This window comes from Rhodobacteraceae bacterium IMCC1335, from assembly GCA_039640495.1.
GTDB lineage: Bacteria > Pseudomonadota > Alphaproteobacteria > Rhodobacterales > Rhodobacteraceae > Thalassovivens.
The window spans coordinates 3,581,602-3,598,476 of sequence record CP046864.1; the positions used below are offsets into that span (position 1 = coordinate 3,581,602).

13 protein-coding genes are annotated in these 16,875 nt (G+C 53.5%); all 13 read left to right on the forward strand.

The window, feature by feature from the left end; all coding sequences use genetic code 11:
* Nucleotides 1–9: 9 nt before the first annotated feature.
* The 13 genes from GN241_17445 to GN241_17505 all read left to right on the forward strand — a co-directional run bounded on the left by GN241_17445 (nt 10) and on the right by GN241_17505 (nt 16,870).
* Nucleotides 10–714, forward strand: coding sequence for an NTP transferase domain-containing protein (locus tag GN241_17445; protein ID XAT59339.1), 705 nt, complete (start codon nt 10–12; stop codon nt 712–714).
* Entirely contained in the window at nt 715–3,654 is a 2,940-nt protein-coding gene (gene addB, locus GN241_17450) for a double-strand break repair protein AddB (protein XAT58987.1), read from the forward strand. It begins immediately after the preceding gene.
* Nucleotides 3,651–7,055, forward strand: a complete 3,405-nt coding sequence (addA, locus tag GN241_17455) for a double-strand break repair helicase AddA (protein ID XAT58988.1) — start codon at nt 3,651–3,653, stop codon at nt 7,053–7,055. The genes addB and addA overlap by 4 nt, the downstream gene beginning before the upstream one ends.
* A 54-nt stretch (nt 7,056–7,109) precedes the next feature.
* Nucleotides 7,110–7,430 carry a thioredoxin gene (trxA, locus tag GN241_17460; GenBank protein XAT58989.1) on the forward strand — a complete coding sequence of 107 codons (321 nt, stop codon included), beginning with the start codon at nt 7,110–7,112 and terminating at the stop codon, nt 7,428–7,430.
* Between the two features lie 131 nt (nt 7,431–7,561).
* Entirely contained in the window at nt 7,562–8,119 is a 558-nt protein-coding gene (hslV, locus tag GN241_17465; GenBank protein ID XAT58990.1) for an ATP-dependent protease subunit HslV, read from the forward strand.
* Complete coding sequence (locus tag GN241_17470; GenBank protein ID XAT58991.1) at nt 8,116–9,186, forward strand: hypothetical protein; 1,071 nt, start codon at nt 8,116–8,118, stop codon at nt 9,184–9,186. The genes hslV and GN241_17470 overlap by 4 nt, the downstream gene beginning before the upstream one ends.
* Nucleotides 9,187–10,494, forward strand: a complete 1,308-nt coding sequence (gene hslU / locus GN241_17475) for an ATP-dependent protease ATPase subunit HslU (protein ID XAT58992.1) — start codon at nt 9,187–9,189, stop codon at nt 10,492–10,494.
* A gap of 684 nt (nt 10,495–11,178) precedes the next feature.
* Nucleotides 11,179–11,955, forward strand: a complete 777-nt coding sequence (locus tag GN241_17480; GenBank protein ID XAT58993.1) for a DeoR family transcriptional regulator — start codon at nt 11,179–11,181, stop codon at nt 11,953–11,955.
* The gene (locus GN241_17485; GenBank protein ID XAT58994.1) at nt 11,948–13,534 is read left to right on the forward strand and encodes a glycerol-3-phosphate dehydrogenase; all 1,587 of its coding nucleotides are present in this window, start codon (nt 11,948–11,950) and stop codon (nt 13,532–13,534) included. The genes GN241_17480 and GN241_17485 overlap by 8 nt, the downstream gene beginning before the upstream one ends.
* 185 nt (nt 13,535–13,719) lie before the next feature.
* The gene (locus GN241_17490; GenBank protein ID XAT58995.1) at nt 13,720–14,340 is read left to right on the forward strand and encodes a methyltransferase domain-containing protein; all 621 of its coding nucleotides are present in this window, start codon (nt 13,720–13,722) and stop codon (nt 14,338–14,340) included.
* Nucleotides 14,341–14,434: 94 nt separating this feature from the next.
* A complete protein-coding gene (locus tag GN241_17495; GenBank protein XAT58996.1) occupies nt 14,435–15,256 on the forward strand; it encodes a mechanosensitive ion channel in 822 nt (273 codons plus the stop codon).
* A gap of 194 nt (nt 15,257–15,450) precedes the next feature.
* Nucleotides 15,451–15,612, forward strand: coding sequence for a hypothetical protein (locus GN241_17500; GenBank protein ID XAT58997.1), 162 nt, complete (start codon nt 15,451–15,453; stop codon nt 15,610–15,612).
* Nucleotides 15,613–16,348: 736 nt separating this feature from the next.
* Entirely contained in the window at nt 16,349–16,870 is a 522-nt protein-coding gene (locus tag GN241_17505; protein ID XAT58998.1) for a hypothetical protein, read from the forward strand.
* Nucleotides 16,871–16,875: the final 5 nt, after the last annotated feature.

Consider the following 16,875-nt stretch of genomic DNA (forward strand, 5'->3'; position numbering starts at 1 on the left):
ATGCACATGATGGCCAAAACCCCTTTTCCCGTTATGATTTTTGCCGCTGGTTTCGGGCGCCGCATGGGGGCGCTGACGAAAGATAAACCCAAACCCTTGGTGCCTGTAAAAGGGCGGGCGTTGATCGATTATACGGTTGATATTGCGCGTGAAAGCGGCGCTCAGACGATCCTTGTTAATCTGCATTACAAGCATCAGATGCTTGCGGATCATTTGCGCGATGCGCCGGTACAAACGCGGCTTGAACTGCCCGATATTCTTGAGACGGGGGGCGGATTGAAAGCGGCTTTGCCGCAATTGGGAGCGGGCCCGGTGGTAACGATAAATTCAGATGCGATCTGGCAGGGTGAAAACCCGATTGCCGCTTTGCGCGCGCGCTGGCAGCCAGAGCGGATGGAGGCGCTGCTGCTCTGCATTGAGCGGACCCACGCGCAGGGCCATAGCGGGGCAGGCGATTTTTCGCTGGCAGAGAATGGCTGTCTGCAGCGTGGAGGCAACTTGGTTTACACTGGTGTGCAAATTATAAAAACGGAAGGGTTGATGGCCATTGAACAACGCGCCTTCTCGCTCAATCTTTTATGGGCCCAGATGATAGAGCGCCAGGGCGTTTATGGCGCGGTGTATCGGGGCAACTGGTGCGATGTTGGCCATCCAGAGGGGCTGTCATGCGCCCAAAACATGCTGTCTCATTCCAATATGCTAAAGGCAAATTAGGTGAATTTTAAAGATCAGACGCTTTTTGGATTGCCCCCCGGTGCTGATTTTGCCGCCGCTTTGGTGGATGGGCTTTGCGCAAAGTTTGCCATGGCCCCACCCGCCGATCTGGCGCGCGTGCAGATCATTGTGAACACTCGGCGTTTGGCGCGCAGAGTGTCTGATTTATTCGCCGCAAAAGAAAATATTCTGCACCCTAAATTGCATGTTTTAAATGATTTAAGCGGGTTGGCGCCGCAGATTATGCTGCCTGCGGCGCCGCCGGCCTTGAGCAGCCGCTTCGAGTTATTGGCTCTGGTCGAAAAGCTGCTTGCTCAACAGCCCGATCTGGCCGCGCGCTCTGCCCTGTTCGATTTAACCGATAGCCTCGCCCAATTGATCGAAGAAATGCAGGATGAAGGCGTAGGCGTTGCAGAGCTCAAAGGGTTAAACGTGAGCGATCAGTCCGGGCATTGGCAGCGCACCCATGCTTTTTTAACCATTGCAGCCGAGTATCTTGCAGGGCGAGCCGCGCATCCTGATATGGTCAGCCGGCAGCGGCAAATGGTCGAGCAGATAAGCGCCTCCTGGCAAATTGCACCGATCCCCTCGCCGGTTATTCTGGCAGGTTCAACCGGATCGCGTGGAACAACCCTGTCTTTGATGAAAGCGGTGGCCGCGCTGCCGCAGGGGGTCTTGCTCTTGCCCGGGTTTGATTTTGATATGCCGATGCAGGCGTGGTCTGACATGGCGCATGCGTTGGACAGCGAAGATCATCCGCAATATCGTTTTGTGAAACTGTTTGCGGCGTTGGCGGCTGAGCCGCGGCAAGTGGCGCGCTGGGCAGGGGTGAAGGCGCCGGTTCCAGCGCGGGGCGCTTTGGTGTCTTTGGCGTTGCGGCCCGCGCCTGTTACCGATTGTTGGCTGTCCGAAGGGCCGGCTTTGCGCGATATTGCGGGGGCCACAAGTGCCATGACCTTGCTGGAAGCGCCCAGCCCCCGCCTTGAGGCCATGGCGATTGCTATGCGGCTGCGCGAGGCAGCTGAAGAAGGTCTTACAGCGGCTTTGATCACGCCAGATCGGGGTCTGACGCGGCAAGTCAGCGCTGCCCTCAGCCAATGGGGCATCATCCCGGATGACAGCGCGGGTATGCCGTTACACCTCAGCCCTCCGGGGCGTTTGTTGCGCCAAGCGCTGGGCATATTGGGACAGGGCGTCAGCACACCAACGCTTTTGGCGCTTTTAAAGCACCCTTTGGCGCATAGCGGGGGCGCGCGAAATGAGCATTTATTGCTGACCCGCGATTTAGAGCTTTATTTGCGCGCCAAAGCCATCCCGTTTCCGCAAAGCGCTGGCTTGCAGGCCTGGGCGCAAAAACAGAACAACCCTATGGCGCTGTCATGGGCCGGCTGGGTGTCTGACATATGCGCGGCGCATTGGCCGGCAGATTCTGCGCCATTTGCGGATCTGCTGTCGCAACATTTGACATATGCTGAAGCGATTTGCAGGGGATCGCGCCCCGATGAGGACGGGGAAGCTGGGGGGTTGTGGCAGCAAAAGGCCGGGCGCCAAGCCCGCGAAACGGTCAAGGCGCTGCAAGCGGCAGCGGCTTCGGCCGCTGCGGTTTTACCGTTTGATTACGCGGGGGTATTCAACGGTGTTCTTGCGCAAAATGAAGTGCGCGATCGCGATGCTCCGCATCCTAAGATCTTAATTTGGGGCACGTTAGAGGCGCGGGTTCAGGGCGCAGATTTGTTGATTTTGGCGGGGTTGAATGAAGGGGTCTGGCCGCAAGTGCCGCCCCCGGATCCTTGGTTGAACCGGCGCCTGCGCCATGAAGCGGGATTGTTGCTGCCCGAGCGTCGGATTGGGTTATCTGCGCATGATTTTCAACAAGCGATTGCTGCAGGGCAAGTTTGGCTGACCCGCTCAGTGCGCAATGAGGAGGCTCAAACAATCCCCGCGCGTTGGGTAAACCGCTTGACCAATTTGTTAAACGGATTGCCTGAAAATGGCGGCGCGCAGGCGTTTTCGGCGATGCGCGCGCGCGGGGATGCCTATCTGAAACGCGTCGAAAGCTTCGAGTCATGGCAGCCAGCCCCAGCGGCCTTGCGCCCGGCACCGGCGCCGCCAAAAGCGGCGCGCCCTCAAAAACTCTCGGTGACGGAAATCAAAACGCTGATCCGCGATCCTTATGCGATTTATGCCAAGCATGTTTTGGGCTTGCAACCGTTAGAGCCGATTGAGCCTGTCCCGGATTCGCGGTTGCGCGGGGTGATATATCATGCGTTGATGGAGCAGTTCATCAAAGCCTGGCCTGATTGCGCGCCGGAGGATCGGCGCCGTCGTTTTGTGGAAATTTCAGAAGCTTTGCTATGCGCGCAAGTGCCTTGGCCATCGCATCAGGCGTTCTGGCGCAGCCGCCTGCGGGCGATGGCAGATTGGGTTATCGCCGAAGAAGAGCGTCGTCAAACGCGCGGCCAACCGCTTGTGCTTGAAGGCCGCGGGGCTGTGTTGCTGCCCGAGCTGCAATTTACCCTCAGCGCGATAGTGGATCGCATCGATATGTCGCAGGGGGCTGGGCTTTATCTCTATGATTATAAAACCGGGGCGGTGCCCACGCCAGATCAACAAAAGGTTTTTGACAAGCAGCTTTATTTGCTGGCCGCAATCGCGCAGCAGGGGGGATTTGAAAACCTGCAACCCGGCGAGGTTGTCGAGGCGGCGTTTATCGGTCTGGGGGCGGCGAAGAAATATCAAGCCGCACCGTTTGACAAAGAACCGCTTGCGCAAGCTTGGGAAAAATTCAAACATTTAATTGCCAGCTATCAAAGCGAAGAGACAGGGTTTCAGGCCCGCCGTGCGTTGTTCCGCGTTGAAGATTATTCACCCTATGATCAACTGTCGCGCTATGGCGAATGGTCGCTCAGCGCGCCTGCCCGTCATGAGGTGTTAAAATGAGCGCGCGTGATCCCGCCAGCGCGCGCCAACTTGCGGCGGCGCGCCCCGAAATTTCAACATGGCTATCAGCCAATGCTGGTTCGGGCAAGACCAAAGTGTTGACCGATCGGGTGGCCCGCTTGTTGCTGAATGGCGTATTGCCCGAGCATATCCTATGCCTGACCTATACGAAAGCGGCTGCCAGCGAAATGCAGAACCGGCTTTTTGAGCGGCTTGGGGCATGGTCGATGCGCGCCGATGCCGCGCTGCGCGATGAGTTGCAGCACTTGGGTCTTGAAACCGAACTTGACGCGGCGATGCTACGTCAAGCCAGAACGCTGTTTGCCCGCGCCATTGAGGCGCCTGGTGGTTTGAAAATTCAAACCATTCATTCCTTTTGCGCGGCGCTGTTGCGGCGGTTTCCGCTGGAGGCGGGTGTGAGCCCACAATTTCATGAGATGGATGAACGCGCGAGCCGCTTATTGGCGGGCACGATACTCGATGACATTTCCGCCTCGGATCAACAACCGGTGATCGGTGCAGTGGCCGCTTATTGCAACGAAACGGATGTTATGGATCTGATCGCCTCTGTTTTGAAACACCGGCAGTTATTTGCGAAAGGCAGCGCCAAAGGAGAGATCTGGGCGCGATTGAACCTTCCCGTTACCCTTACCGCCGAAGCGCTATGCGCAGGGGTTTTCACAAAGGATGTCTGGAGTTTGATTGGCACGCTGGTCAATGTTCTGAGCACCGGCTCTCCCACCGATCAGCGCAATGGCGAAAAACTCGCCAAATTGTCTGGGCCTAGCCTCGGGGCGCTTGGCCTGTTGGAACAGCTGTTGCTTTGGGGTGAAGGGACAACAAAAAATACGCCGTTTTCTGCAAAAATAGACGCCTTTCCAACCAAAGCACTCAGAGACGGCGCGCTACAGCCCCATTTGCCTGCGCTTCACGCATTGATGGCGCGTGTTGAAGATACCCGTGATCAACGGCTGGGGCTTTTGGCGGCTGAGAAAACCGCCGTGCTCTATGCATTTGCCGCGGTTTTTCTGCCGGCTTATGAGCGCGAAAAACAGGCGCGGGGATGGTTGGATTTTGACGATCTGATCTTAAAGGCGCGCGGGTTGTTAACGGATCAAGCTGTGGCAGATTGGGTTTTGTACCGTTTGGATGGCGGCATTGATCATATTTTGGTGGATGAGGCGCAGGATACCAGCCCCATTCAGTGGCAGGTGATCGAAAAACTGGCCCAAGAATTCACCAGCGGCCAAGGCGCAAGGTCAAATAGCGGCCGAACGATTTTTGTGGTCGGGGATAAAAAACAATCGATTTATTCCTTTCAGGGCGCAGACCCTGCCGAGTTTGATCGGATGAAGGCAGATTTTGCGGCGCGGTTGAAACCCACGGACACGCCGCTATTTGACACCAGCTTGGCGCATTCATTTCGATCGTCTTCGGCCATTTTAGCATTGGTAGACCAGCTATTTGCGCCAGCAGCGCCCGGCGCGCCTGCAGCGGGCGCTGCCGGCGAACAACATTTGGCCTTTAAAACTAAGATGCCGGGGCGGGTGGATCTATGGCCCGCGCTTGAGGCGGTGGAAAGGCAAAAAGATCGCTCTTGGGAGCGCCCCGTTGACCTACCGGATCAAGACAATCACTTGGTGCAATTGGCGCGCTATATTGCCGAAGAAATTGACCATATGATCACCCAGAAGGTGGCGATACCCGAAGAAATCGGAAAAACCGGCCACTATCATATGCGTCCGGTGCGCGCCGCGGATTTCCTGATTCTTGTCCAGCGCCGTTCAGATTTGTTTCAAGAAATTATTCGCGCCTGCAAAGCCCAAAACCTACCCATTGCGGGCGCGGATCGTTTGAAACTGGGCGCCGAAATGGCGGTAAAAGATTTATTGGCGCTCTTGGCTTTTCTGGCCACGCCGGAAGATGATTTATCCTTGGCTATGGTGCTGAAATCGCCCTTGGTTGGCTGGGATGAGCAAACGCTTTTTAGCTTGGCGCAGGGACGCGGCAGAAAGTTTCTATGGCAGGTTTTGCGCGCGGCAACCGATCAGCATGGGCGCTTGATTGCGATGCTGAACGATTTGTTGCTGCAGGCTGATTTTTTGCGCCCCTATGAATTGCTTGAGCGCGTTTTGACACATTACGCGGGCCGCAAGCTGCTTTTGGGTCGCTTGGGCCAAGAAGCGGAAGATGGGCTGAATGCGCTTTTAGGGCAGGCGATGGCCTATGAGCGCAGCGAGGTTCCCAGCCTGACAGGGTTTTTGGTTTGGATGCAATCTGACGGGTTGGAGATCAAACGCCAAGCCGATCAAGATGGCAATCAAATCCGTGTGATGACGGTGCATGGCGCTAAGGGACTGGAATCTCCCATCGTTATTTTGCCCGATTCGGCAAAGCGTGACGCGCGGTTGCGCGATGATTTATTGGTGGCCCCAGATGGCGCGTTTTGGAAAATGCCTCGCGCCCAAATGCCGCCGCGCTTGCGCGAATTGCGTGAATGCAAGCTGCGCGCGGAAGAAGAAGAGCGCGACCGTTTGTTATACGTGGCGATAACACGGGCGGAAAAATGGCTGATCGTGGCTGCTGCGGGGGATTTGGCGGCGGACCAACGATCTTGGTATCAAAAAATCAGCCTTGGGGTTGAAGCTCTTGCAGCCCAATCGCAGCGCTTTCCAACGGGTATGGGGCGCCGCTTTGACTATGGTGTTTGGGGCCGGTGCAGCACAGAGCTCGAAAAAGAACAAAGCGCGCCGAGCATCGCTTTGGAAAGTTTTTTCAACGAGGTGGCGCCGCCGGTCCCAGCCCAGCCAAAGCCGTTAAGCCCCTCTGATTTGGGTGGTGAGAAATCGCTGCATTCGGATGCTGAGGAGACGGATGAACACGCGAAGTTGCGGGGTCTGCAAATTCATAAATTGCTTGAAGTGTTGCCAAGTCTTGACTCTGCGCACTGGCCCGATATCAGTTCGAAAATTTTGGATCAGGCAGGTCTGCCCGCCTCTGCAGAGACGTTTGAGGCGCTTAAAGCGGAAGTTCTGGGCGTTTTAAAGGCCCCTAATTCGCAATTTTTATTTGGTCCGGACGCGCTTGCAGAAGTGGCCTTGTCAGGCCGTGTGGCGGGCCTTGAGAACCAACAGATTTACGGCATTATTGATCGTTTAGTGGTGCAGGAGGCGGCTGTTTGGCTGGTTGATTTTAAATCAAATGCGCAGGTTCCAGAACGCCCGGCAGACGTACCATTGGGGCTTTTGCGTCAGATGGCGGCTTATGCTGAGGTTATCGCCCGCACCTTTCCTGATCATCAGATAATCCCGGCGCTGCTCTGGACCAAACAGGCGCGTTTGATGCCTTTGCCCGACGCGCTCTTGGCAAACGTATTTTCCGAGCCATCCCTTGACCTTTAGGGGCGCGATGCCTAGGTTCCCGCTATCAGAAATGTGGTTTCAGGAGATATGAAAATGGCTACAGTTGCCGTCACAGACGAGACTTTCGACAGCGAAGTAAAAAACTCTGACGTTCCTGTCGTGGTTGATTTTTGGGCGGAATGGTGTGGCCCATGCAAGCAAATCGGTCCGGCGCTAGAAGAGCTGTCGGTTGAAATGGCCGGCAAAATTAAAATTGCCAAAGTCGATGTGGATACAAACCCAAATTCTGCTGCCTCTATGGGGGTGCGGGGAATTCCGGCGTTGTTTATTTTCAAAGATGGCGAGGTGATCTCGAACCGCGCCGGCGCTGCGCCGAAAGCCGCGCTGCAAAGCTGGATAGAAGATAGCATTTAAGCTCTCTGGCATGCTGTGATGTTGAATTGGGCACCTTTGGTGCCCTTTTTCTCACCAAAACCGCCCTTTATGAATGCGCCTTACTGCAGCGCATATCATCCATATCGCAGAGCGTAAAAAAGGAGAGGCGTATGAGCCAAAGTGATTTTCCCGGATGGCATGGCACGACGATTATCGGCGTTAAAAAATCGGGTAAAGTGGTGATCGCGGGGGATGGCCAGGTTTCATTGGGCCAAACGGTGATCAAAGGTACAGCGCGCAAAGTGCGCCGCTTATCCCCCGGCGGTTTTGACGTTATCGCAGGTTTTGCGGGTTCAACCGCTGATGCGTTCACGCTTTTGGAGCGGCTTGAAGCAAAGCTGGAAGCCGCGCCTGGGCAGCTAGAGCGGGCTTCGGTTGAACTGGCCAAAGATTGGCGCACGGATAAATATCTTCAAAAGCTGGAAGCGATGTTGATCGTCACCGATGGCAAAAAGCTTTTTGTAATCACGGGCGCGGGTGATGTGCTTGAGCCCGAGCATAATATTGCGGCGATCGGCTCGGGTGGCAATTTTGCCTTGGCGGCAGCGCGCGCCATGATGGATAGCGATAAAGACGCGGAAACAATTGCCCGCGAGGCGATGGCGATCGCTGCTGATATCTGCGTTTACACGAATGGCAAATTGACGGTCGAGGATCTTTCAGAATGACCCTTATCCCGCCTGAAACGCTGCGGTCAGCCGTGCGGGCGGGTATCTTAAACGAAACCCAGGCGGCGCGTCTTTCGGTACATCTTCAAGCAGAGCTTGGGTTTCGCGCCGCGCTGTTGCGCGATGATGAGCCCTTTGAGTTTTTTAAAGGTTTTTCGGAAATTTTTGTCACTTTGGGGTTAAGCCTGTTATGGGGCGGTGCGCTGGGGCTGATTGGGCTGTCTGTATCTTGGATGTTTGCGCATTTTTGTTGTTTGGTTTTATGCCTAGGCCTGGCGCGCTATTTCACGCTGATGCGCCGGATGAGCTTACCCAGCATCGCTTTGGCGCTGGGCGCCGCTGTGAATGGCAGCGCGGTGTTTTCAATTGGTTTTTTCGAGCTTGGAAGCTTTGAAAAAGCGCCTCTTATGGCGCTGGCAGCGCTTGGTATGGGGGGCATGGCTTTATATTTTAAAGTTTTCAAACTGCCGTTTGCGATGTTTTTGTTTGGCCTGTTCGCGATGCTGTTGAGCTATAGCGTGGCGCTTGACCAAACCGATATCTCCCTTGCGCCCGCAAATTTTCCGGAAATGTTTTTCAATTTAGGCATTGCTGCACCGGTGGCCTATGCCTCGCTGGGTTTTGGTTTTGCGATGATGGCGCTGGGGCTTTGGTTTGACATGCAGGATCCGCACCGTTTGGGCCGGTTTTCGGCAACTGGATTTTGGCTGCATATTCTTGCCGCGCCGGCCTTGGTGAATACGGCAGCTTTCTCCCTTTATAAATTGGGCGGGACACTGGGTTATCTTTCAATGGCGGGTCTGCTTTTATTGGTAACCGTCTTTGCCTTGATAATTGATCGCCGCTCTTTTTTAACAGCTGGCTTATTCTATTTTATCGCCGTGATTGTTTGGATCACAAACCAGGCGCTGGGAGAGGCATTTGGCGGGGTGTCGATTGTGTTTATACTCGGTTTGCTATTTACAGCATTGGGCACTTGGTGGGTGCAAATGCGCGGCGCAGTGTTGCGTGCCTTGCCAGAATTTCCCGGCAAATCTAAACTTCCCCCTTATCGATCAGAGGATTAAATGACTGACTTAACTCCGCGTGAAATTGTTTCAGAACTTGACCGTTATATTATCGGGCAACGCGATGCAAAGCGCGCCGTTGCGGTGGCGCTACGCTCTCGCTGGCGGCGCAAACAACTTGATGCCAGCTTGCGCGATGAAGTTTATCCTAAAAATATCCTTATGATCGGGCCAACGGGCGTGGGTAAAACCGAAATAAGCCGCCGGCTTGCCAAACTGGCGAAAGCCCCTTTCATAAAGATTGAAGCAACCAAGTTCACCGAAGTGGGCTATGTGGGGCGAGATGTCGAGCAAATCATTCGCGATTTGGTTGATTCTGCCATCGCGATGACGCGCGCGCAGATGCGCGATGATGTGCGGGCAAAGGCCGCTCAGGCGGCGGAAGATCGGGTAATAGAAGCCATTGCCGGATCCGATGCGCGTTCTGCCACGCGCGAAATGTTCCGCAAAAAGCTGCGCGCTGGCGAGCTAAATGATCAAGAGATCGAACTTGACGTTGCCGATACCAGCACGCCCATGCCCATGTTGGATATTCCCGGTCAGCCCGGCAGCCAGATGGGGATGATGAATATCGGCGATCTGTTCGGCACAGCGTTTGGTCAACGCACGGTGAAGCGCAAAATCAAAGTGTCTGATAGCCATGATCTTTTGGTTGGGGAAGAGGCGGATAAACTGCTCGATGATGACAGCGTCACCCGCGCTGCGATCGAAGCCGTGCAAGAAAATGGCATCGTGTTTTTGGATGAAATTGATAAAGTCTGCGCGCGCAGCGATGCGCGTGGCGGTGATGTCAGCCGCGAAGGTGTACAACGCGATTTGCTACCTTTGATAGAAGGCACCGTGGTCAGTACGAAATATGGCCCGGTCAATACTGATCATATTTTGTTTATTGCCTCGGGCGCGTTTCATGTGGCCAAACCGTCGGATCTGCTTCCTGAATTGCAGGGCCGATTGCCCATCCGGGTTGAATTGCGCGCGCTCACCGAAGAAGATTTTGTGCGTATTCTCACCGAGACCGACAATGCGTTGACCCTACAATATACCGCGTTGATGGGGGCGGAAGGTGTTGTGGTTAAATTTACCGAAGAAGGGATCGCCGCGTTGGCGAAAATAGCCGCGCAAGTGAACCTGTCGGTTGAAAATATCGGTGCGCGGCGGCTTTATACGGTGATCGAGCGGGTGTTTGAGGAACTGTCTTTTGCCGCCCCTGACCGCGCGGGTGAGACCGTTGAGGTCACAGCCAAATTTGTAGAAGATAATTTGGGGGATCTGGCCAAAAGTGCCGATCTTAGCCGTTATGTTTTGTAACGCTGCTGGTTTGATCTGGCAGAGCGTTTTGATCCTTTGAAAACGGGCATGAATACCTGCTGTCCTGCATGACAGGCGCGGCTGTATGAACTCGTGCATCTTCAAAAGAGCGGTGCGTATGGGCAGTATCGCCCCGCATAGCGCTTGGATGGTTCGGCCGCCCGAGCGGGCAATCAAGATCGAAGGTGGCTTGAACATACGCCGAGATGTCCCTGCCGGTGCCCAGAAAAGCGATATCTGGTAAAAGCCTTTCTGGTTCGATTGAATTGGCCTGAAGAGACGCACCAGCCTTTTCTGATCCCTTCCAGCGCCATAATAATCGCAGTTTAGTCAGCGCCTATTTTTTCGGTAAGATTTTTCGAAAAGTCGCCTCTTTTGCGGGCCAGTGCTCATCGCCCCTGCACAGCCTGAAGCTGCGTAACGACCGGCGGTTTAGAGGCGGGCGAACCTCTTTTACGTTTAAAAAACCGCAATCAAATGTTTTTATTTATTATTTTGCTTGCTGAAGGCTGGTGGAGCTGAGGCCATATTTTTTTGAGGGGCGATAAACAGCCTGCGCTTGCGGTTCTTTTGGCGCAGCTCTGCGGCTTTGGTGACATTTGGCCAAGGTATAATCGGTGTCAGTATGATATAATTGTTCATTTGAGCTTGCAAAATATTCGTTTGATCAGTTAAACGCAAGATATGAGCTTCACATCCCGTCAAGAATCTTTTTTATCGCTCTTGCGCCAGCAGGGAGAGGTGGAAGTTGAGCGCTTGGCGAAAGACTGGAATATCGCCACGCAAACAGTGCGGCGTGATTTAGGCGTCTTGTGCCATGCCGGCCTAGCGCTGCGTACGCATGGCGGCGCAAAACGTATCAACGGAGCCTCGGTGATGGCCTATGAAGATCGCCGTATGGTGCATTTGAACGCCAAGCAAGCGATCGCGGGGGCAACCGCGAAGCTGATCCCCAACGGCGCCTCAGTGGCATTGAATATCGGCACCACAACCGAATTGGTTGCAGAAGCCTTGCGCCAGCACCGCGATTTAACGGTGGTGTCGAACAACGTGAATATGGTGCCTATTTTTCGCGGATCAGGTTTGAAATCCTTGCATTTAATCGGTGGTGAGGTGCGCATGAGCGATGGCGCGATCATCGGCAGCGAGGCGGCGCGCGCGATCTCGCATTACAAAGTGGATTTTGCGATTATTGGAGCTTCGGCTTTGGATGAAGAGGGCGCCATTCTAGACTTTGATCATCATGAAGTGGAGGTGGCGCGGGCAATCTTAACCCATGCACGTTGTAAAATTCTGGTGGCGGACGGGTCGAAATTTGGCGTGCCCGCGCCGTATAAAATCTGCGATGTGGATCAATTGGATCATATCGTTTTAGAATCAGCCCCGCCGCAGGCTTTTGCGCAGCGCCTTAACGCGGCCTCAACCGCTTTGCATATTACACAGGAACAAACATATGTCTGAAACACGCAATCCAGTAGATCTTTTTGTGATTGGTGGCGGTATCAATGGATGCGGGATCGCCCGTGATGCTGCGGGGCGCGGCTATACGGTTGCATTGGCTGAAATGAATGATCTGGCCTCTGCCACATCTTCGGCCTCGACCAAGTTGTTTCATGGTGGCTTACGCTATCTTGAGTTTTTAGAGTTCCGCTTGGTGCGTGAGGCCTTGATAGAACGCGAAACCTTGCTGCGTGCGATGCCTCATATCAGTTGGCCAATGCGGTTTATCCTGCCTTATGATGCCTCGATGCGCTTTGACAGCGAAACCCCTGTCTCGCGGTTTTTGGCGCGTATCATGCCATGGATGAAGGGCCGCCGGCCTGCATGGTTATTGCGCTTGGCTCTTTTTCTTTATGACACTTTGGGGGGACGAAAAATTCTGCCGGGAACAAGCCGTCTGAATTTGCAAACAGATCCTGAAGGTGCGCCGTTGAAACCCTTTTTGAAACAGGCGTTTGAATATTCGGATTGTTGGGTGGAGGATGCGCGTTTGGTGGTGCTGAACGCCCGTGATGCGGCGGCGCGCGGCGCAAAGATTAATGTGCGCAGCAAAGTTGTTGCGGCGCATTATGCGGATGGACTGTGGCATGTTCAGCTGCAAAGCCAAGATGGGGCGCAGCAAACCCTAAGCGCTAAAATGCTGGTAAATGCGGGCGGGCCTTGGGTTGAAACGGTGATAAACGGCGCCTTGCGCTTGAACAGCCGCGATAAAGTGCGTTTGGTGCGCGGCAGCCATATCGTGACCCAAAAGTTATTCGATCACGAGAAGAGCTATTTTTTTCAAGGTAAGGATGGGCGCATTATGTTTGCCATCCCCTATGAAGAGGATTTTACGCTGATTGGTACAACCGATGCTGATCATTCTGATCCAGGGCAAAAACCCGAATGCTCTGCAGAAGAGCAAGCCTATTTGCTGAATTTCGCCAATCAGTATTTCGCTGCAGATGTCACTGCAAAGGATGTGGTCTGGCGCTATGCTGGGGTGCGCCCGCTTTACGATGATGGGGCCAGTTCAGCCACCGCGGCCACGCGTGATTACGTGTTGCGGGTGGATCGCAGCGCCGGTGGGCCCGTGCTGAACGTGTTTGGTGGAAAAATCACCACATATCGGCGCTTGGCGGAATCTGCACTGGAGTTGGTGGATGCAGAATTTGGTAGAGCCAGCGCCAAATGGACTGCTGGTGTGGCCTTGCCAGGGGGTGATTTCCCGGTCGATGGTGTTGCGCAATTGCGCCGCGATTTGGCAGAGGCTTTGCCATTTCTGCAGGCGTCAACCATTCGCCGTTTGATCCGGCAATATGGCAGCGAGGCGCAGCAGATTTTTGCCGAGGCAGCCTCGGCAGAGGCGCTGGGGAATGATTTTGGCAGCGGCATTTATCAGCGTGAACTAGATTGGGCCATTGCGCAGGAATGGGTCCATGGGGTGGATGATTTTCTATGGCGCCGCTCAAAGCTTGGTTTGCGGGTCTCGCCTGATCAGCGGCAGGCGATTGAGGAGTATATTGCCGCGGCATTATCCGCCAAGGCGCGGGTTGCTTAGCTGCTAAACGCCGCCGCCGCAGGCTTATCACGCGGCAAGTCCATGCGGCTGTTATGCGCTGCGCGGCGCAACCCCGCCGCTGTAAAACTGTAAATGCTTTCCAGCCGACCCAATTCAGGATACGAATGCGTGCGGGGATAGCGCTGGCCAATCGGCGCTTGCGCAACGTATTAGGGTAAAAACACATGTCGGAAAAAGCCCATTGGGATCAGGTGTGGCAGAGCAAGCCAGCTGAGCAGACCAGCTGGTTTCAAACCGCGCCAGCGCTGAGTGGTGATTTTATCACGCGCGCGGGCATCGCCAAATCTGACCCAATTATTGATATAGGCAGCGGTGCCTCTTGCCTGATTGATTGGATGATAGCGGCCCGATATAGCAACATCACCGCGTTGGATATTGCCGCTGGCGGGATTTTAAAAACCAAAAAACGCCTGGGCCCGGAGGGTGATAGCCTCAAAATTATTGAGGCTGATATCCGCGCCTGGTCTGCCCGTGAACGCTATATGCTGTGGCATGATCGGGCGGTTTTTCATTTTTTAACGCGTGAAGAGGAACAAGCCGCCTATGCCCGTGCTCTGGCGGATGCGGTTGTGCCGGGGGGGTATTTCATCTGTGCAACATTCGCGCAAGATGGGCCGCTTAAATGTTCCGGTTTGCCCGTGCAGCGATATAATATTCAGTCTCTCAAAAAGCGGTTTTCGGTAAATTTCCAGCTTCTGGAAGAGTGTCAGCAAGCGCATATCACCCCTGCGGGCAAGGCCCAAAACTTTCAATGGTCTTTCTGGAAAAGGCAAGCTTCGCCATAAAATAAGGCGCTTTGAAGAAGCGATCTGACGGCAAACTTGGGCTTGTTTCTAACGGAATTTAAGGCTCTTATAGGCTTTTCAAAAGGAGCGGTTGATGACAGCGATAGCGGATTTAAGCGGAATTTTAATGGCCGAACCGGTAACGGCGTTTTTGAGCAATCTGGCGGCGGCGATTGCAGCGATTGTAATCACGCTATTCGCCTCGCGGTTTGTGAAATCTTGGATTGCCAAACTGGGCTTTCGCTATGAGCAACTTGATGACACGTTATTTGTGTTTCTCAGCAAATTTGCGCAAGTGGTCGTTCTTGCCGTCGGAAGTGTTTTTGTTTTAAATAGCTTTGGCGTTCAGACCACGTCAATCGTAGCGCTTTTGGGGGCGGCGGGTTTGGCGGTTGGCTTGGCGCTGCAGGGCACTTTGTCTAATTTTGCTGCAGGGATTATGCTGATTGTATTTCGGCCCTTTAAAAGGGGTGATTATGTTTCGGTTTCAGGGCAATCGGGTACGGTGAAAGAAATTTCTATTTTCACCACTGAATTGGGAACCCCGGATAACCTGCAGATCATCGTTCCCAATGGCCAAGTTTGGGGCGCTCCGATCACGAATTTTTCTGCCTATGGGACACGGCGTTTGGATGTGACCTTTGGCGTTGCCTATGCCAGCGATTTAAAACAGGTCGAAGAGGTGTTGGCGCAGATTATCGCTGCCGATACGCGTATTCACAAAGATCCAGCGCCGGTGATTAAAGTGAGCAACTTAAACCAAAGTTCGGTTGATTTCGTGGTGCGCATTTGGTGCGATTCAAGCGATTTGTGGAGTTTGCGTCTGGACTTAAACCGCCAGGTGAAAGACAGCTTTGATGCTCAAAAGATCGAAATTCCCTTCCCCACAACCACGATTGTGCAGCAGGGTTCATAGCAATAAAGCGGCTTCATTGCTCTGTTGTCTGGCGGTTCAATGGCAATTTTGTGAACGCCCAGCCCTTGGATGATGCGGGGGTTACGAGGCTTATGGCGCCGCGTTTGATGCCGAACCACCTTGGTGGTGTTCAAGATTAAGATTATATCTGCACTCTTAAGCGCTCCGGGGCGTTTGCGGGTAGCGCGCGGATTTTGGGTGCTGATGAACCGGTTTGGACTTTGGATGTTTCGCTTCAAGCGGCGGTTACGGATCCGTTGATGGAGAGTCAGCGCAGCGATAAAACGACTCTCCTTTTTATCAGCCATGATTTCTCAATCATTCGCCATCTTAGTGATCGGGTTATGGTGATATAACTGGGGCATGTGGTAGAGTTTGGGACCACAGAGAAAGTATTTTCTCCCCCTATCTTCCTTATAGGCAAGCCCGGCTTACGGCTGTTCCAATTGCCGATACGAGCGTTGAAAAGCTGAGCATTGTACTAAAGGGCGATGTTTCCGCTGCCAGGGACCCACCAGCGGATGTCCGTTTCAGAGCAGATGCTATTGGAAAGCGCATAGGGCAGATAATCGATGCGAAACAGCACTTCCAAAAAATTAAATTTTGAACAAAGGTCATCCCATACAATGTCACCTCAGCAATGCGATGCTGTAAAGAACGGACCCTGTGATCAAACTTGCGGCAGAATAGCTGGTTTTACGGTTTCTACCCGTTCGAACCGAGGCATTTCATTCGCGATGATCTGTTTTAGGCGCAAGGCAGCTTTGTATAAATTGCGGGTGGCGTTTGTGATCTGGCTAAAAGTCACACCGACTGTGCCGGTGGTGACATAAAATATTGACCGGCAAAAAGCGATTGTTGGGTAGAAGGCTTTTGTAAGCGAGACGGCTTAAATTCAGATTTGGATCGCCTTACAGATCGGCGCTATTATTTAAGCTGCGGGCCATCTTTAAGGCGGGGTGGGCATCTGGTGTCGTCTAAAAGTCTTGTTATGGGATTAAATTCAAAATCTTTAAAGCCAAAACGCATTGCATGCTTGACGGGGTCTAAATTTATCACTCACTTTGAGATAATTATTTAGAGGTGTTCTGAATGGCATTTTATTTTGGATATGGATCGAACATGTCGAGCGGATATCTCTCTGCCGTGCGCAACATCACCCCGCTACGGAGCCAATCCAGCTATCTTGACGATTATACCTTGGTGATGGGGTTGGTTGGTCCAAACTTTATTGAACCAAGTTTTGCCAATATAAAGCCCTGTAGAGGTGGCCGGGTGGAAGGGGTTGTTCACGAAATTACCGAGAGCGATATGGCGCGCGTGATTGCCTCAGAGGGTGAGAATTATGAGGTGATCGAAGCCCCGATCCATTTCGATGGCGAGACGGTTTTGGCCAAAACCTTGCGCTGTAAAAACGAAGTGAATGATGATTTGCCAACCTCGCGCCGTTATATGCGGATCCTGCTAAAAGCTGCGCGGCAGAATAATTTAAGCGCCGACTATATCGAAGCTCTGGAACGTAAAAAAACCGTCTATTACCCACTTCTATCAGAAATCTTTGCCATTCGCGTTTATTTATGGGTAAAACGCCGGGCTAAAAAACAGCGCGTTTAAAGGGT